Origin of the sequence: Kaistella rhinocerotis, assembly GCF_030243905.1 — a bacterium.
GTDB classification, from domain to species: domain Bacteria; phylum Bacteroidota; class Bacteroidia; order Flavobacteriales; family Weeksellaceae; genus Kaistella; species Kaistella rhinocerotis.
On record NZ_JASSYY010000003.1, the window covers coordinates 335,926 to 353,190 of the forward strand.

The 17,265-nt window shown below is 43.1% G+C and carries 16 protein-coding genes; 4 read left to right on the top strand and 12 right to left on the bottom strand.

The window, feature by feature from the left end; translation table 11 throughout:
• Positions 1-3: 3 nt before the first annotated feature.
• The 5 genes from QEP06_RS11145 to QEP06_RS11165 all read right to left on the bottom strand — a co-directional run bounded on the left by QEP06_RS11145 (position 4) and on the right by QEP06_RS11165 (position 6,779).
• Entirely contained in the window at positions 4-2,016 is a 2,013-nt protein-coding gene (locus tag QEP06_RS11145) for a fumarate reductase/succinate dehydrogenase flavoprotein subunit (RefSeq protein ID WP_251833998.1), read from the bottom strand.
• 55 nt (positions 2,017-2,071) lie between these two features.
• Positions 2,072-2,734, bottom strand: coding sequence for a succinate dehydrogenase cytochrome b subunit (locus tag QEP06_RS11150; RefSeq protein WP_251833999.1), 663 nt, complete (start codon positions 2,732-2,734; stop codon positions 2,072-2,074).
• A gap of 133 nt (positions 2,735-2,867) precedes the next feature.
• Positions 2,868-4,646, bottom strand: a complete 1,779-nt coding sequence (locus QEP06_RS11155) for a ComEC/Rec2 family competence protein (RefSeq protein WP_285270320.1) — start codon at positions 4,644-4,646, stop codon at positions 2,868-2,870.
• Between the two features lie 52 nt (positions 4,647-4,698).
• On the bottom strand, positions 4,699-5,805 hold the full coding sequence (lpxB, locus tag QEP06_RS11160; RefSeq protein WP_285270321.1) for a lipid-A-disaccharide synthase: 1,107 nt from the start codon (positions 5,803-5,805) through the stop codon (positions 4,699-4,701).
• Positions 5,806-5,816: 11 nt separating this feature from the next.
• Positions 5,817-6,779: a dipeptidase gene (locus tag QEP06_RS11165; RefSeq protein WP_285270322.1), complete on the bottom strand. Its 963-nt coding sequence runs from the start codon at positions 6,777-6,779 to the stop codon at positions 5,817-5,819.
• A gap of 58 nt (positions 6,780-6,837) precedes the next feature.
• Here QEP06_RS11165 and QEP06_RS11170 point away from each other — a divergent pair, with 58 nt between their 5' ends.
• The 3 genes from QEP06_RS11170 (at position 6,838) to QEP06_RS11180 (ending at position 9,357) form a co-directional block, all read left to right on the top strand.
• Complete coding sequence (locus QEP06_RS11170; protein WP_285270323.1) at positions 6,838-7,347, top strand: DUF2480 family protein; 510 nt, start codon at positions 6,838-6,840, stop codon at positions 7,345-7,347.
• 6 nt (positions 7,348-7,353) lie between these two features.
• Positions 7,354-8,622, top strand: a complete 1,269-nt coding sequence (locus QEP06_RS11175) for a protein O-mannosyl-transferase family (RefSeq protein ID WP_285270324.1) — start codon at positions 7,354-7,356, stop codon at positions 8,620-8,622.
• 75 nt (positions 8,623-8,697) lie between these two features.
• On the top strand, positions 8,698-9,357 hold the full coding sequence (locus tag QEP06_RS11180) for a DUF937 domain-containing protein (RefSeq protein ID WP_285270325.1): 660 nt from the start codon (positions 8,698-8,700) through the stop codon (positions 9,355-9,357).
• 30 nt (positions 9,358-9,387) lie between these two features.
• On the opposite strand, the gene QEP06_RS11685 is transcribed toward QEP06_RS11180, so the two are convergent.
• Both QEP06_RS11685 and QEP06_RS11190 read right to left on the bottom strand, forming a co-directional pair.
• Complete coding sequence (locus QEP06_RS11685; protein ID WP_341850016.1) at positions 9,388-9,657, bottom strand: 30S ribosomal protein THX; 270 nt, start codon at positions 9,655-9,657, stop codon at positions 9,388-9,390.
• Between the two features lie 73 nt (positions 9,658-9,730).
• Positions 9,731-10,216 (bottom strand): thermonuclease family protein, encoded by a 486-nt coding sequence (locus tag QEP06_RS11190; RefSeq protein WP_285270326.1) that lies wholly within the window; start codon positions 10,214-10,216, stop codon positions 9,731-9,733.
• 130 nt (positions 10,217-10,346) lie between these two features.
• Here QEP06_RS11190 and aspS point away from each other — a divergent pair, with 130 nt between their 5' ends.
• Entirely contained in the window at positions 10,347-12,119 is a 1,773-nt protein-coding gene (aspS, locus tag QEP06_RS11195) for an aspartate--tRNA ligase (RefSeq protein WP_285270327.1), read from the top strand.
• 38 nt (positions 12,120-12,157) lie between these two features.
• Here the strand turns inward: aspS and QEP06_RS11200 are convergent, their stop codons facing one another.
• The 5 genes from QEP06_RS11200 to QEP06_RS11220 are packed head-to-tail and all read right to left on the bottom strand — an operon-like array spanning position 12,158 to position 17,163.
• A complete protein-coding gene (locus tag QEP06_RS11200; RefSeq protein WP_285270328.1) occupies positions 12,158-12,886 on the bottom strand; it encodes an SDR family NAD(P)-dependent oxidoreductase in 729 nt (242 codons plus the stop codon).
• Between the two features lie 8 nt (positions 12,887-12,894).
• Positions 12,895-13,662 (bottom strand): enoyl-CoA hydratase/isomerase family protein, encoded by a 768-nt coding sequence (locus QEP06_RS11205; protein WP_251834009.1) that lies wholly within the window; start codon positions 13,660-13,662, stop codon positions 12,895-12,897.
• Positions 13,662-14,351, bottom strand: a complete 690-nt coding sequence (locus tag QEP06_RS11210; protein ID WP_285270329.1) for an SMUG2 DNA glycosylase family protein — start codon at positions 14,349-14,351, stop codon at positions 13,662-13,664. Before QEP06_RS11210 ends, QEP06_RS11205 begins: the two co-directional genes overlap by 1 nt.
• Before the next feature lie 45 nt (positions 14,352-14,396).
• The gene (gene paaZ / locus QEP06_RS11215) at positions 14,397-16,886 is read right to left on the bottom strand and encodes a phenylacetic acid degradation bifunctional protein PaaZ (protein ID WP_285270330.1); all 2,490 of its coding nucleotides are present in this window, start codon (positions 16,884-16,886) and stop codon (positions 14,397-14,399) included.
• Position 16,887: 1 nt separating this feature from the next.
• Positions 16,888-17,163 carry a hypothetical protein gene (locus QEP06_RS11220; RefSeq protein WP_251834012.1) on the bottom strand — a complete coding sequence of 92 codons (276 nt, stop codon included), beginning with the start codon at positions 17,161-17,163 and terminating at the stop codon, positions 16,888-16,890.
• Positions 17,164-17,265: the final 102 nt, after the last annotated feature.

The following is a 17,265-nucleotide window of genomic DNA, read 5'->3' on the forward strand; positions in this document are numbered from 1 at the left end:
AGATTATTTATAACTTCTTGTTTTCACTTCGATGTTCTCATAGATGAGTTCTTCTTTGTGCAATACCTCCTGATTGATGTCTGCGCCCTGATATTCCCAGGCTGCAACATACTTAAAGTTCTCATCGTCTCTTTCGGCTTCACCTTCAGGCGTAGCATGATCCCAACGGAAATGCCCGCCGCAGGATTCTTCACGTTTCAGGGCATCAATCGCCATCAACTGACCCAATTCGAGGAAGTCTGCAACACGCAGCGCTTTTTCAAGCTCCATGTTCATTTCATCATTGGTTCCAGGTACCTTCACATCACGCCAGAACTCTGCGCGTACTTCTTCAATCTCTTTGATGGCTTCCTGCAAACCTTCCGGTGTACGGCCCATCCCCACCTTGTTCCACATGATGTGACCTAGTTTTTTGTGGAAATAATCTACAGAATGTTTTCCGTTGTTGTTGATGAAGAAATCGATCTGTTTTCTCACCTCATTTTCTGCCTGCTCAAATTCCGGGCTTGAAGTTGGAATCGCCCCTGTTCGGATGTCTGCAGAAAGATAATCTGCAATGGTATACGGCAACACGAAATAACCGTCTGCCAGACCCTGCATCAGCGCGGAAGCTCCTAGTCTGTTCGCACCGTGATCAGAGAAATTGGCTTCACCCAAGACGAAACATCCCGGAATGGTAGACTGCAAATTATAATCAACCCAAACGCCACCCATCGTGTAATGTACTGCCGGATAAATCTTCATCGGTGTAACGTACGGGTTATCGGCTGTGATCTTCTCGTACATTACGAAAAGGTTACCGTACTTTTCTTCAACCCAAGCCTTACCCAAATCGTAAATCATCTGTTCGGACGGATTGTGGATATTGAGTTCCAGCGCTGCTTCCTTACCTTTCTTCATTATTTCGGTAGAGAAATCCAGATAAACACCTTCTTTTGTATCGTTGTTTTCAATACCAAAACCAGCGTCACATCTCTCTTTTGCGGCTCTGGAAGCTACATCACGCGGAACTAAGTTCCCGAAAGCCGGATATCTTCTTTCCAAATAGTAATCTCTGTCTTCTTCTTTAATGTTTTCCGGACGAAGTTTGCCTTCTCTAATTGCCACTGCATCTTCTATTTTCTTTGGAACCCAGATTCTTCCTGAGTTTCTTAAAGATTCAGACATCAATGTTAGCTTCGACTGCTGAGTCCCGTGAACGGGTATACATGTTGGGTGAATCTGTACGTAGCACGGGTTCGCGAAATAGGCTCCTTTTTTGTGGATTTTCCACGCTGCAGAAACGTTCGATCCCATTGCATTCGTTGAAAGGAAGTAAACATTTCCATAACCGCCGGAAGCGATCACCACGGCGTGGGCCGAATGTCTTTCGATTTCACCGGTTACAAGGTTTCTTGCGATAATGCCACGTGCTTTCCCGTCTACAATTACCAGTTCAAGCATTTCGTGACGGTTGTACATCTTGATACGGCCTTTACCAATCTGGCGGCTCATTGCGGAGTAAGCGCCTAAAAGCAACTGCTGACCTGTCTGTCCTTTGGCGTAGAAAGTTCTTTTAACCTGTACACCACCGAATGAACGGTTATCAAGCTGGCCGCCGTAATCTCTACCAAAAGGCACGCCCTGCGCAACACATTGGTCAATGATATTGGCAGAAACCTCAGCAAGACGGTAAACATTCGCCTCTCTCGCACGGTAGTCACCACCTTTTATGGTATCGTAGAATAAACGGTACGTTGAGTCACCGTCACCCTGATAATTTTTTGCTGCATTGATACCTCCCTGTGCCGCGATAGAGTGCGCACGTCTTGGAGAATCCTGGTAGCAGAACGCTTTTACGTTGTAGCCCTGTTCTGCAAGTGTAGCCGCAGCTGAACCACCTGCCAAACCTGTCCCTACAACAATGATATCAATCTTGTCGCGGTTATTCGGCGCAACAAGATTCATGTGATTTTTATGATTTGTCCACTTTTCGGCCAGAGGCCCGTGTGGAATTTTTGCATCTAATTTGCTCATTTGAAGATTTTTAAATTTTAAATACTAAATTTTAAATTAACCTTTAAAACTTAAATTATTGAGTTAGAAAATGAAATAAAGCGATGAAGATAAAACCTGCAGGAATAAGGATTGAATACCATTTCCCGAGGGATTTTATGGTTGGTGTGTACTTCGGGTGACGTGCGCCGATCGACTGGAATGACGACTGGAAACCGTGCGCCAGGTGAAGACCAAGAAGCACAAAAGACACCACATAAAAAACTACTCTTACCGGGTTTGCAAACCGCTCATGCAGTTCGCCCCAATATCTAAGGTTATCAACTTCATTGCGCTCGATGTACTTGAAATTGATCTCATGCCACCAAAAATCGTACATGTGAAGACCAAGGAATGCCAATACTACCAAACCGGAAATGATCATGTTGCGCGACGTCCATGTGGAGTTTGCAGCACCGTTATTTACGGCATATTTTGTAGGTCTTGCGTTACGGTTCCTGATTTCAAGGATGAAACCCATCACAAAGTGAAAGATCACCGCGAAACCCAAAACCGGCTGCATAATAAACTGAATCAGTGGATTGTAACCCATGAAATCTGACGCTGTATTGAACGCATCAGGACCGAAAACTGAAAGAAAATTCACCGTGAGGTGCATAATGAGGAAGATCAGCAAAAACATCGCAGACAATGCCATTGCATACTTTCTACCAATCGTAGAACTCGTTAATCCTGCCATAATAATTGTTTAAATTTGAATTTTCCCAAAGTTAGAAAATTGAGCAGGTATAAGCAGATGAGAAATATCAGAATAGTTTAGTTTGTAATCTTTCTAAATAAGATTTTAAATACTCAAACGTCCTGAAAACAGCTTAGCGCTTCCGCTCAAAATGGTAAGTCCTGTCGCCAATTGTCACCTTTTTCACTTCTGCCGGTAAAATCTTGATGATATAACTCTGCGTTCTGCGGGAGGTGAGATACGGTTCCATCACATATTTCTGCACCTTCTCTCTATCGGCGTTGTTACTCATGATAAAAAGCACGTGTTTTCCCGTCTTTTCAGAAATAATGTTTTCCTTTAAATATCTGTGCTCCAAAATTTCATTGATCTGGGAAGATTTATAATTGAGCAAACCGCGCAGCGAAACGAATATCAATAAAAAATAAATCAGCCTTAAACTGTTTTTGATACTGAATTTCACAATGACAAATTTCAACAGATAGACACAGACCAGCGCGACAACCACTTCCGGAAATGACATCGGTATCATCGTATTAAAGGCAAAATCTACTTCAGCGAAATGATGGATTATCTTTAAAGTTACATTTACAAATGCATCAAATACCGCAGCCAGCCAATTAGAATTAACGCCAAAAGCAGCGAGGAACGTCATTAAGAGAGAAAAAAGAATCAATATTTGAGAAAACGGAATGATCAGCAGATTAGCGGGCAGCGATATGAATGAGTACTGGTGAAAATAATAGATCACGAGCGGTAACGTAGCGACCTGTGCGGCAAAACTTATTGAAACAATATTGACTAAAAAGTTCTGGAAATCATTTTTAGGATTCGGAAGGTATCTCAAAACCGGTTTGTTAAACCAAAATATCCCGAATACGGCCAGAAAACTGAGCTGGAAACCTACATCATAAAGCTGATGCGAGTCATAAATCAATATAATAAAAGCCGCCAGCGCCATCGCATGCAGAAAATCGGGTTTCCGCTGAAGCAGGACGTAACAGTAATACGCCGAAATCATGATGCAGCTGCGAACTACTGAACTTCCGTAACCGATAAATATGGCAAAACTCCAGATCAGCACGAGGGAAATAATAATCTTCACATTACGGAAGCGTGGCGGAAAAATTGGATTCAAAACCAGTAAAATTAACCAGAATATTACCGCCATGTGCGAACCCGAAATCGCGAGGATATGCGTAAGTCCGGATTTGCTGAAATCCTGCACCGTGCCCGCGTCCATCTCTGTCCTGTCTGCCAGAATAATCCCTTTCGTGAATTCTCTTGCCCGTTTGCTGTATGCCTGAGCATCAATATTGCGCAAAATTTCCAGCCTTTTTTGCCTGATTTTTTCTGCGAAAGCGAGGTCATCCCGCTCCGCGGCGGCGATCTGATTACTTGCAAATGCGCGAAAATAAATCTGCTGCCGCGACATGTATTTGGCATAATCAAACTGGAAATCACTGTAAGGCTTTTCGAGCCGCGAAATATAAAGTTCCGTCTTGTAGTAATGGCGAAAATCGAGTTCAGGCTGTTCTTTTGGAACTGAGAGGACACTTTTAATCTTAACCGAATCCTGCCAAATCTCTATCTCGTAGCGCCTGTTTTTCTCATTCGAGTTTAGCTTCCCTGAAAGCTTAAAAACCGCTTCTGCAGTCCCCAAAACATGCGGAAAATCGGTCTTGTCAGAGTTTGTGGCGTGCGCGAAAATGCCGAGTGTAAAAAAGAGGAAAATGAGCGATGCATGTCTGAGCGTGCGCAGATAGAAGTGATTCAGGAAAAAGCTGGAAAGACTTATGAAACCAATGACCAGAAGTGCATAAACAGTGGCCGCACGAAATTCCGCGAAATCCTGCAGCGCGATCCCGAGACTGAAACTGATACAGAGAATGAGTAGCGGCTGCTTGTGCAAGAGTGTTTTTCAGATAAATTTACTTTAAAATCACCCGCTGCAGACCGTAAAATCACCCATTCACAATAATATCCGCAGCTCTTTCACTCGCACCGCTGCCGCCCAGTTTGTGGCGAAGTTCTGAATATTGTGTCAGCATTCTTTCACGGTTTTCACCATGCAGAATATTCGTAAGCTCGTGCTTTAATCTGTCTGTATTCAATTCTTTCTGAATAAGTTCCGTCACAATCTCGCGATCCATTATCAGGTTAACGAGCGAGATGTATTTAATGTTTTTCACCACGCGCTTCGCGATCTCATAGGAAACTTGGCTGCTGCGGTAACACACGACCTGCGGCACATTAAGCAGCGCCGTTTCCAGCGTCGCAGTACCCGATGTGACGAGCGCCGCTGACGAACAGCTCAACAGATCGTAGGTCTTGTTTGAAACGAAATGCACGTTTTCGTCAACATATCTTTCGTAAAAAGACCGTGGCAGACCCGGCGCGCCCGCAATTACAAACTGATACTCTTTAAAATAAGGCCTCACCGAAAGCATCAGTTCCAGCATCTTCGTCACTTCCTGCTCACGCGAACCCGGCAGTAAGGCGATGATTTCTTTGGAATTTAAACCGTTTTCCATTTTGAACTCATCTGAATCAACCGGAGGAAGATTTGAAATCGCATCTAGCAGCGGGTGGCCCACAAAATGAGCGTCCACGCTGTGACCTTTGTAGAAATCTTTCTCAAATGGTAAAATCACGAGCATCTCATCTACGAAAGCGCGGATCTTTTTTACGCGGCCCTCTTTCCAGGCCCAAAGTTGCGGCGAAATATAATACACGACCTTGATTCCGAGACTTTTTGCAAATTCTGCAATCCTTAGATTAAAGCCCGGATAATCTACCAAAATCAACACATCGGGTTTATATGCTTTAAGGTCATCTTTGCAAAACCGGATGTTTTTCAGAATTGTCCGGATGTTTTTCGCCACTTCCAAAAATCCCATGAAAGCGAGATCTTTATAATGTTTTACGGGTTGAAAACCTGCCACATCCGCCATCAGATCACCGCCCCAAAAGCGGAATTCCGCAGCCAAATCTTTTTGTTTCAAAGATTTCATGAGGTTGGAAGCGTGTAAGTCTCCCGAGGCTTCGCCGGCAATGATGTAGTATTTCAAGTCGCTAAATATTAATTTTTGTACAATCTGTTAAAATAGTTCAGAACGTTTTCCTGACTTACTTTATTCTTAAAATCTTCGGAAAAAAGATCTGTAATCTTCTCATTGATTTTGCTGTAAGCAGTAGAATTTCCGTACTCGTCAAAGAAAAAAGGATATCTCGACTGATCCGGATGTGATTTATCATCAAAGAAATCAGCGCCAAAACAAAGGTGGTTTTCTGCGCCTAATTTCACAGCGTGCTCGATGTGACGGTACAGGTAATCTGGATCTTCAGGATTAATGAAGCTTTTCACAAAATTCAACCCGATCAATCCGCCACGTCTGACAATTTCCTGCACCAATTCATCGGGCAGATTACGGTTATGGTTAAAGACGGCGCGTATATTCGAATGACTTGCGATAACCGGAATATTTAGGTTTTTACCGTCAATGAGATTCAAGATATCGTAGGCTAATTCGTCGCTCGTATGTGAAAGATCTACGGCAATTTTTCGGTTGTTTAAATATTCAATCAGAAGTTTTCCATCGCCTTTTAATCCCGCTTCCGTAAAATTTCCGCCACCAAAACGGTTTTCCAAATGATGGGTGAGTCCCACATACATCAGCTGCGCGTTGCGATTCAGCAAATCAAAATTCTCGAAAGCCTTTTCAATAGGCATATCTTCTTCACAAAGTCCGGAAGCATTTTCAATTGCGGCAATAATTCCAATTTTACCTTGTTGAAGTAGAATATCCGATGGGTCGATTTCGAAAAACTCAGGAAGATTTACTAAATCTTTATATATCTGAAGCTGTCGTTTTGCATAATCAACACTTCCCTTTTCCGTACCGGAATAAAAGGCCATCACCTGCATCGCGACGTTGCCTTCAAGAAGTTTCGGCAGCGAACACCGTATGTCACCATCTACGGCCGCACGATCCTGAATAAGATAGGCGGTAAGATCACAGTGAAGGTCGATGTTTTTATCCAAAAGCAGGGATTTTTAGTTCGCTGGAATTAGCGTATTTTTGTTGTCAAAGATAAATAAAATGTCCGACGGATTTGAAATAAAAAATAAAGTAGCCGACAGCGGTTTGGTGAATTTTGACCTCGAAAAACTGCTGCCAAAAGGAAAAAGAATCGGCATCGATTTAAAGGATTTTTTGTGGGAAGGAATGATTTTAAAAGAGAAAGATTTCCGCGAAAAAGTAGCCGCCATTTCTGCGGAAGGATTCAGCAATAGTTACGTTTACATCTTTAATTCTGCGGAAGCAATTGTTCCCTTGTGGGCCTACTTCCTGCTGACCGCAAAAATTACGGAAAGCGCCCGAAAAATTGTGTACGGCAGCCGTGAAGATCTTGAAATGGTCTTAATGCATGACGCGATTCAGCAGTACGATTTTTCTGAAATGTCTGGTAAAAGAATTTTGGTAAAAGGCTGTTCCGATGAGAACATCCCAGAAAACGCCTACATCGAGTTGGTTGAAAGACTGAAACCAATTGCGAAATCGCTGATGTTCGGCGAAGCCTGTTCGAATGTGCCGATTTTCAAAAATTAAGCACTTATGGAGAAATACCGGAATCCGGCGCTGATTTTCCTTATTTTTCTGCTGATCTACGTCCTCGGTTCTTTCAGCAAGGTGCCGTTTGGCGACTGTATGCCGCTTGTTTTGGATACGGAACTCGGTGTTTTTATAAAAAGAGCCACGCCCACCTCGCACTTTCTGTACAGCAATGCAGCCATCTTTATTAAAAACATCACCAACCTCGATGCAATTTTGGTAAGCCGTTATCTCGTGATTGTTGCGGGTGCTTTTGTGGTGATGATGGTGTACAAAACCGTACATCTGCTTACAAAAAAAGATTGGGTTTCCGTAGTCGCGGCTTTCGTGTTCGGTTTCAGTTTCACTTTTTGGCGCAATGCAGAAATTGTGGAAGTGTACACTTTTAATATGGTGTGGATTTCGCTGCTGTTGCATTACCTCATCAAAGTATTTCTGACTGAGAAAAACCGCGCGACGCATATTATCATTGCGTCTCTGTTAATATCTGTCAGCCTTTGGGCTCATATCCAGAACCTGTTTTTCCTGCCGTCACTACTGTTGATGCTGATTATGTTTAAAGATGACAGGCGCATTGCTTTTGTTTCACTTTTGCTTCCGATCCTCAGTTTTGCGCTGATGATTTGGTTGAATTCCAGCCAAAATCTTCCCGCTGAAAGCATCTTTAAATCCGGCGACAAAACGTGGGTTTCCGACACATTTAAAAAAGATTTCGTCACCTATCTTAAAGATTTCGTCAAAGCGTTCGGATATCTCCTGTATAATTTCAATTTCTTCACAGTTGCCGGAATATTTGGTATCATCATGCTTTTCCGAACTGACCTAAAACTCTTTTGGGTGATTTCGGCAGCAGCGGTTTTGATATACGGCTTTGCAACTTTTTACGCGGTGACCGACAACTACGTATTTTTCCTGCCTTTCAACTACATTTTCGCGTTGTCAATCGGGCTTGGACTTTCAAGTTTTCGAAATCAAAACCGCGTCGCTCAGTTTGCGCCGGCTTGTGTTTTAATACCTTTAATTTATTTCTTCACGTATAAAATTGTTTCGGAAGTACCCGCTGCTAAAAATTTTGATGAAGCTAAATCATACAAGGGCGGCTTACGATATTATCTGCTTCCCTGGATGACTGATAACGTTGGCATCTTGGAATTTACAGCTGAAGAACGGACAGCACCAGAAGCAGTGACGTGGATGGTGAAAAGTTCCGAAGAGTACATCAAAATACTGAAAAGTAAGGGTCTGACGGAGGGCGAGATCAAAGCGCGTTAACAAAGCACCGATTTGCGGTCTATAATTGTCGGAATGGTTTTTGGTGCAGATTGAAGTCTAATTTAAAACCAAATCATGAGCTTAATCGATCTAATCACAGGCAGCGCCGGAAACCAGGTGGCTTCGCAAGCCGAAAACAAATTCGGCATCGACAAAAACCAGGTGATTGCACTACTCGCTGTAGCTGCACCACTGGTAATTTCTTATTTAAGAAAAAAATCCCAGGATGACCCCAACGAGGCTGAAGCTTTAAACAACGCGCTGGATAAAGACCATGACGGAAGCATCCTGAATGATCCTGCGCAGGCTGAAGCGCGTCAGCAGGAAGGCGGATCAATTCTCGATCACGTTTTTGGCGGCCAGAAAAACCAGGTAGAGAACCAGCTTTCACAAAAAACCGGCATTTCGATGGACAAGATCGGTCCGGTTCTGGCGATGCTTGCACCGCTGATCATGGGTTATATCGGAAAACAGAAACAGTCTGGCGGCGTAGCTTCCGGTGGAGGATTAGGTGATCTTTTGGGAGGGATTTTAGGCGGCGCGCAAAACGAAGCGCAGGCTCAACCTTCAAATCCGCTGAACGATATTTTAGGAAGCGTACTTGGTGGCGGCGGCAATCAGTCTTCGGGAAACCCGCTCAACGATATTCTTAGCGGTTTAGGCGGCGGAAATTCAAGCCAATCCAGCCAGGGCGGGCTTGGCGGAATTCTCGGCAATATACTGGGCGGCCGGTAAATTCTTAAAGAAATAAAAAAAACCGAAGAGTTATTCTTCGGTTTTTTTCGTTTTAGGCTTGTCCGCAGTTTTTGCTTTCGCAGCTTTAGTTTTTACGTCCGTTGGCGGATCTGCATTTTCGGATTTATCATCCGGATAACCTACCTCCTGCCGTACGGCAACTTTAGATTTTTCGTTTTCGTTTTCATCCATTACCGTTACCGGAATCTTCTTTACGGAATTGGCTTTTCGCGGTCGTCGTTTACCATAGCTTCCGGCGGTCACTTTGCCGCGTCTGGATTTCTGATCTCCTTTTCCCATAAATTTTATCTGTTTTTGGTTAATGATTTAACTCAAAATTAGCGAAATATGCCAAAATCAGACTATTAAAATATCATAAAGTTCTCACCGGCCGCCTTTTCTTCTTTCGGAAATCCCACGGTGCCACGGGCGATTTATCCTTCCACAAACCTATTTTTTGCTTTCGCGCTACCGTTTCGAGTGCGGCATAGTTCGAACTTTTGGAATATCTCTTAAAATGCCAGGCGAGGCCGTTGCGCACAAGTTCTTTCCCCAAATTCTGATTTTTATAAAAAATCTCGGCAATGAGGCGGCCATTCCTGTCGCGTTTGCCTTCGCCAACCACTTTTACGGTTTTTCCGAAACAGAAATCAGCCGCAAACTGTTTGGCTTTCTGACCGTATGGTTGCTTTTTCTCGGGCGTATCAATGTGTGCAAGACGTACAATCAACGGTTTGTTTTCGAAAAGTATCTCCATGGTATCGCCGTCTTTTACACCAATAACTTTTGCCGTGATATGCTGGCTGAAAATGTTAGGAGAAAAAAGGATTAAGAAGGCGAGAGACAATATTTTATTCATAATTAAATTTAAAAATTTTGCCCAAAACTACTCAAATAATCCCGTTGACAGTCTCCAGATGCAAGTGAACTTTAGGCCAAATGACTTATCTTTGCAATCGAAAAATTCATCATTAAAAAACGCTTAAAACATGTTCCGAACGCATACCAACGGAGAGCTCACGCTTAAAAACATCAATGAAAATGTAACCCTTTCCGGTTGGGTTCAGACCATTCGGGACAAAGGTTTTATGATGTGGATTGATCTCCGGGACCGTTACGGAATTACGCAGCTGGTCTTCGATCAGGACCGTTCTTCTGCCGAATTGATTGAAGAGGCTAAAAAATTGGGTCGCGAATTCGTGATTCAGATAGAAGGAAAAGTGATTGAAAGAGCGAGCAAAAACCCGAACATCCTGACCGGAGAAATCGAGATCTTAGTTGAAAAACTTATTGTTTTAAATGAATCTCAGCTTCCGCCATTTACCATTGAAGATGAAACCGACGGTGGCGAAGAGCTTCGAATGAAATACCGTTACCTCGACATCCGCAGAAATCCGGTAAAAGACAAGTTGATTTTCCGTCATAAAATGGCGCAGAAAGTAAGAAATTACCTCTCTGACCAGAGTTTCATTGAGGTTGAAACACCGGTTCTCATCAAATCTACGCCCGAAGGAGCGAGAGATTTCGTGGTGCCGAGCCGAATGAATCCGGGGCAGTTTTATGCATTGCCGCAGTCTCCGCAAACTTTCAAGCAATTGCTGATGATTGGCGGAATGGACCGTTATTTCCAGATCGTGAAATGCTTCCGTGATGAGGATTTAAGAGCTGACAGACAGCCGGAATTTACCCAAATCGATTGCGAGATGGCTTTCGTAGAGCAGGAAGATGTTCTGGAAATCTTCGAAGGAATGACCGCAACTTTACTGAAAGACATCACAGGAAAAGACTTTGGAAAATTCCCGAGAATGACTTTCGCAGATGCCATGAGAAAATACGGAAATGACAAACCGGACATCCGTTTCGGAATGGAGTTCGTGGAAGTAAATGATTTAGTGAAAGGAAAAGACTTCAAGATTTTCGATGATGCAGAACTGGTTGTCGGAATCAATGTAGAAGGCGCGGCAGATTACACCAGAAAGCAAATCGATGAACTTATCGATTGGGTAAAACGTCCACAGATTGGCGCTTCCGGAATGATTTGGGTAAAATATCAAAATGACGGTGTCATAACTTCTTCGGTAAATAAATTCTACAACGAAGATGATTTAAAGAAAATCGCAGGAAAATTCGGGGCAAAAGAGGGAGATTTAATCCTGCTGATGTCCGGAAACGAAAATAAAGTAAGAACCCAGCTTTCTGCCTTGAGAATGGAGCTTGGAAATCGTTTGGGATTAAGAAAAGGCGATGAATTTGCGCCGCTTTGGGTCATCGATTTCCCACTGTTGGAATGGGACGAAGAAACGGGAAGATTTCACGCAATGCACCATCCTTTCACGTCCCCAAAACCGGAAGATATACATTTACTGGAAACCGACCCCGGAAAAGCCAGAGCGAACGCTTACGACCTTATCCTGAACGGAAATGAAATCGGCGGTGGTTCCGTAAGAATTTTCGATAAAGATTTGCAGGCCAAAATGTTCAATTTATTAGGATTTACAAAAGAAGACGCAGAAGCACAATTCGGATTCCTGATGAACGCTTTCCAGTATGGTGCGCCGCCACACGCTGGCTTGGCATTAGGTTTCGACCGTTTGGTTGCGATTCTTGACGGTAATGAAGTGATCCGCGATTATATCGCATTCCCGAAAAACAATTCCGGAAGAGATGTGATGATTGATGCGCCTGCGGCGATTGCTGAGGAACAGTTGGATGAGCTTGAATTGAAATTGAACCTGAAGATTAATTCTACATTACAATCATAAATAGAGGAAGTTTAGCTTCCTCTTTTTTTATAAATATTTTAAGGCAGTTTCGCCACCAGAAATTCGGGTGAAAATTTCAGAATCCAGTAAATGATTTTCCATTTCCAGTTCGGAACTATAGTGAAAGAATTCCCCGCATTGACGATATGTTGAGCAACATAATCGGGCTGCATCATCAGAGATTTATTCAGCGATAAACCTTCATTGATTTTGGTATCGATATAACCGCTCACGATTACATTGACGACAATATTTCTAGAACTTAAATCCTGACGCAAGCCCGAAAGATAAGTTGTGAAAGCCGCTTTTGTGCTTCCGTAAATATAATTGCTTTTTCTGCCGCGAACTCCGGAAAGTGAGGATAAACCGATGATTCTTTCCAGATTTTTATTGGTAAGATCATTGGCGATGATATTTAAAATTGAAACCGCACCGGCATAATTCACATTCATCATCTGGAACGCATCGTCAAAATTATTAACTGCTTCACTATTCTGTCTTAAAAATCCGGCTGCGTAAACAACGATATGCGGTTTTACAGAAAGATCATTATAAAATTTCTGATGAGACGAAAAATCGGAAGCATCAAAGAAAATCACCTGAACCCTATTTTCCAGATGATTTTTTTTGATAAAATATTGAAGTGAAATTAAATCACGCGAAGCTGCCAAAACCGTAAAGCCTTTCTCGGTGTACTGCAAAATACACTGTTTGGCGACATCGGAATTGGCGCCCAGAACGAGAACAGTTTTAGAAATTTCCGGCATTTATCCAATTATTTTGCGCGAAGTCTTTCTTTAATACTTTCTATATTTTTCTTGGCTGAATCTTTCAGAATCAGACTTGCGCTCATGTGAATACGCTCCGGCATAAGGTCATCAAAATGCTCCGTTCCTTCCCAGGAAACTTTTTTAATCAAAGCCAAAGCCTCGGCACTTCTTGCTGAAAGTTTACTGAGGAACATCTCAATCTGCTCGTCCATCGCGAGGATATTAGCCGAAACAGAATGATAGACATCGTGCTTTTCACACCATTTCGCAGTTCGGAAATCGGCATCGACAGACATTGCCGTGTACGCTGACTTACCGATTTTGCGCTCCACATACGGCCCGATAACGAAAGGTCCGATACCTAAATTCAATTCCGTTAAAGCCATTGCTGCATCGTTGGTGGCAAAACAGTAATCTGCTGCACACGCGATTCCTACGCCGCCGCCGGTGGTTTTTCCCTGAACGCGCACGATGACTAATTTTCCGCACTTTCTCATCGCGTTAAGGACTTTTGCAAAACCGCCAAAGAAATTTTTAGAAGTTTCCAGTTCTTCAATGGAGAGCAGTTCATCGAAACTTGCACCTGCACAGAACGCTTTTTCCCCGGTTGATTTTAAAAGAATGGCTTTTACCTCAGGTTTTGCGCCTTCAGAAAGAATCGTTTGGGCCAGTTTTTCCAGGATTTCACCGGGTAAAGCGTTGCTCTTTTCGGTACCGAAAGTGATTTCGGAAATTTGATTTTTGATTGCTGTATTTACGAATCCGTTGTTCATTATTTTTTATTTAAGGCAATTAAATATTTGTCTATGTAGAGTTCTTTTTCCTTGCTTTTATACTGCTGAATATATCGTGGATGTTCCAAAACCGTCATTTTACCGAACAGCTTTTCGCGGTCGTTGATTTTCTTTAAAAAAGCGGCATTCTTCACGCCGAGCACAAAAACTTCTGAAGTGTCCAATCCCAAGTCAATATGTTTCTTTAAAGACTCTACCATAAAATCCTCCACACATCCAAAAAGTTTTTTGTCATCATAATAATTGGCATTCAGATAAATGCCGTTTTTGGTATGTCTGGTGATGGCCAACGGGAAAGGTGAATTGATATAAAATTCACTGTAAAACTGTTCCGCGCCGCCAAAAGCTTCGATCATATCATAGATGAAAACAGAAGAAACTTCATGCGTACGCGCCGAGTCCATTTTTATTCCGCAGGCGCTTTCCAGCCTTTTGGTATCGGTAAAAGGAACACCAGTCACTCCCGCTCCATGGCGGCTGGGATTGATTCCGATAATGAATTTTCTACCTCGATTATCATGGTAAAATTTTTCATAGAATTGCTGCATCACCGCCAAAGTCTCGGGATTGTCGAGAAACGGGTTCATCACCTGAAAATCTTTTGGAAGATTTCCTGTATATTTCAAATTGCTGTTGAATTCTACAACTTTCTCACCGAAGGTTTTCAAACTATTTTTTTTGTGGTTTGAGTCTGTGAAATCTGTGCGCTCCTTTTATAATCCAAACTGTTCAAAATGATGTGTAAAATGCTTCCTGTGGAACAGTTCCATCATTTCCTTGTTCAGCATTCCGAAACGTGGGTGAAAATGTTCTGCTTGCGGATTTTCACGGTAATAAATCAGGAATTCTTTTAAAGTTTCAAGAAGTTTTTCTTTGGCTTCGGTAAGATTTTTATATCGAAGTTGCGGCTCTTCACCTTCTTTTAAAAGTGGATATTTCGCGCCCGGTCTAATCTTTTGATCTGTATAAATCCAGTCCTGAAGCAGCTCGAGTTTATCGGCAGGAATTCCAGGGAAATCAGAAGGCTCTAAAGCACCGAAACCGTTTCGCAACACTTCTTCCAAATGTTCCACCATCAATTGAGGTGACATCATTCCGAATTTTCTTTCAGAATTTTCCGTCAAGCCGTTCAGCATTTTTTGGATAGATTTTGCGTGCAGCTGAATGAAAGGTGATTGTTTAGCAACAAGTGTTAAAATGGTAGCAACGCATACAATTTCATCCCGCTGATTCACCACTTCCACCAGCCACTTCACAACACCGGACGGAATATTTCTGCCTTTTACGCCTTTATTAATCTTTTCTTTCGCCGTCAAATAAACCGTAATTGTGTCACCGGCGTAAACAGGCTTGAAGAAACTTGCATTTTCGAGTCCGTAATTCGCGATGACAGGACCTTTTTTGCCCGAAACAAATAAACCGGCAGCTGCTGAAAGAATGAAATAGCCATGCGCCACGGTTTTGTCGAAAATTGTTCCGTTCAAACTTGTAGCATCGGTATGCGCGTAGAAATGGTCCCAGGAAACATTCGAGAAGTTGACGATATCAGCTTCTGTGACGGTTCTACCGGCAGTTTCAAGAGAATCGCCGATTTCAACTTCTTCAAAATATTTATTGAATGGATGCTTATCCGAATATTTTTTATCGGCTCCTTGTTGGTAGATTTTTGTGATCGCCGTCAAAATATCCGGCGAACCCTGAATTGCAGTTTTCTGAAGGAAGAAATGGAGTCCGTTCAAACCGCCCATTTCTTCGCCACCTCCGGCTCTTCCGGGACCACCGTGCATCAAAGTGGGTAACGGCGACCCGTGGCCGGTAGATTCTTTCGCGTTATCTCGGTTCAAGACGAAAATCCGTCCGTGAGAGGAAGCCATCTTCCAGGAAGTTTCAGCCACAAATTTTTCGTCGTGCGAAACGATGGAGCCGACAAGACTTCCTTTGCCGCGTTTTGCCAAGGCTGCAGCTTCGTCAGCGTCATTGTAAGGCATGATCGTTGAAACGGGACCGAAAGCTTCAACTTCGTGAGAGCAATTTTTCTCAAAAGGTTTATCGTTGTAGAAAACTTTTGGCGACATGAAGGCGCCGCTCTCATAATCAGCATCCACAAGTTCGTGTTTACCATCGTAAACAAGTTCTGTCTCTGCTTTCAGAAGCTTGATTTTCTCCTGCAGAACTTCCATTTCTTTTTTACCAACGATGGAGCCCATACGGGTTTCGCGGTTTAATGGATTCCCGATTTTTGTTTGGTTTAAAGCTTTGCTTAAAGCATTCTGAACATCACCAACAAGATTTTCCGGAACGATAATTCTGCGGATGGCGGTACATTTCTGGCCGGCTTTTGTGGTCATCTCATTACGGACTTCCCTGATGAAAAGGTCGAATTCCGGTGTGCCCGGTTTTGCATCCAAGCCCAAAATCGAAGCGTTAAGTGAGTCAGCTTCCATGTTGAAACGCACAGAATTCCTGGAAACAGAAGGTAAAGATTTCAATTTTCTGCCGGTAGCTGCAGAACCGGTGAACAAAACGGAATCTCCATCCTGAACATAATCCAGAATATTTCCCGGTTCACCGCACACGAGCTGAAGGGCACCTTCGGGGAGAATCCCGCTTTCGATCATGTCCGAAAATACGGCGTTCGTAAGATAAGAACCCGCTGATGCAGGTTTCACCACACTGGGTACGCCGGCAAGCAGTGAAGTTGATAATTTCTCCATCATTCCCCACACCGGAAAATTGTAAGCGTTGATCTGTACAGAAACACCTTCGCTGGGCGTGAGGATGTGCGTGCCAAGGAAAGTTCCGTTTGCAGAAATCTTTTGCGTGTCGCCATCCACCCAAAACGGCGTGTTGGGAAGCATCCTTTTCGCCAGGCCGGAATAGGTGAAAAAAGTACCGAAACCGCCTTCGATATCAACCCACGAATCAGCGTGTGTGGCGCCTGTTTTATAGGAAAGTTCGTAATATTTCTTCTTTCTTTCGAGAAGATATAGCGCCACTTTTTTCAGCATTTCGCCACGGTCATAGAAAGTCATGGATGACAGATTTTTGTAACCTACGGTTCTGCCGTAATCTAATGCGTGCTGAAAATCGAGGCCGGAAGTATCGGAAACTGCGACAAGCTCGCCATTAACGGCGTTATATAATGGAATTTCTTCACCTGACCCTTCGATCCACTGGCCAGCGATATAATTTTTGAGTTTCATCTTAGTTTGATTGGGTTTTCATTTTCTTTATAAGTGTCTTCACAAGGAGGTAGAGCACCACCAAAATCACCACTACATCCAACGTGAATATGGCCGAAATGATGAGGTCGCTCTGCAGATCCTTCTGTTGGAGCGATTCTTTCAATTCTGCTGAAGCGTGTGCGAGAAGTTTGCGGTTCTCAATGCTTTGATTAAGGATATAAACAGCCAGGAAATTGAGGCCCAGCAGCGTGATGAGGCCCAGCGCGAGCCATTTTCTGTGTAAGGTTCGGAACATTAAATTTTATTTGAACGTGTGCTCAGAAAGCCAACATTTGCCGAAAATTGCCACAACCTTGAAATCGCGGTTTTCCTTTTAAAGCTGAACTTTCTGCGTGTT

Bases quoted from the DNA above. Each gene is read 5' to 3' on its own strand.
- QEP06_RS11205 (WP_251834009.1), bottom strand. From the start codon at position 13,662: ATGAACAACGGATTCGTAAATACAGCAATCAAAAATCAAATTTCCGAA.
- QEP06_RS11175 (WP_285270324.1), top strand. From the start codon at position 7,354: ATGGAGAAATACCGGAATCCGGCGCTGATTTTCCTTATTTTTCTGCTG.
- QEP06_RS11170 (WP_285270323.1), top strand. From the start codon at position 6,838: ATGTCCGACGGATTTGAAATAAAAAATAAAGTAGCCGACAGCGGTTTG.
- QEP06_RS11190 (WP_285270326.1), bottom strand. From the start codon at position 10,216: ATGAATAAAATATTGTCTCTCGCCTTCTTAATCCTTTTTTCTCCTAAC.
- QEP06_RS11685 (WP_341850016.1), bottom strand. From the start codon at position 9,657: ATGGGAAAAGGAGATCAGAAATCCAGACGCGGCAAAGTGACCGCCGGA.
- QEP06_RS11180 (WP_285270325.1), top strand. From the start codon at position 8,698: ATGAGCTTAATCGATCTAATCACAGGCAGCGCCGGAAACCAGGTGGCT.
- QEP06_RS11145 (WP_251833998.1), bottom strand. From the start codon at position 2,016: ATGAGCAAATTAGATGCAAAAATTCCACACGGGCCTCTGGCCGAAAAG.
- QEP06_RS11220 (WP_251834012.1), bottom strand. From the start codon at position 17,163: ATGTTCCGAACCTTACACAGAAAATGGCTCGCGCTGGGCCTCATCACG.
- paaZ (WP_285270330.1), bottom strand. From the start codon at position 16,886: ATGAAACTCAAAAATTATATCGCTGGCCAGTGGATCGAAGGGTCAGGT.
- aspS (WP_285270327.1), top strand. From the start codon at position 10,347: ATGTTCCGAACGCATACCAACGGAGAGCTCACGCTTAAAAACATCAAT.
- QEP06_RS11150 (WP_251833999.1), bottom strand. From the start codon at position 2,734: ATGGCAGGATTAACGAGTTCTACGATTGGTAGAAAGTATGCAATGGCA.
- QEP06_RS11200 (WP_285270328.1), bottom strand. From the start codon at position 12,886: ATGCCGGAAATTTCTAAAACTGTTCTCGTTCTGGGCGCCAATTCCGAT.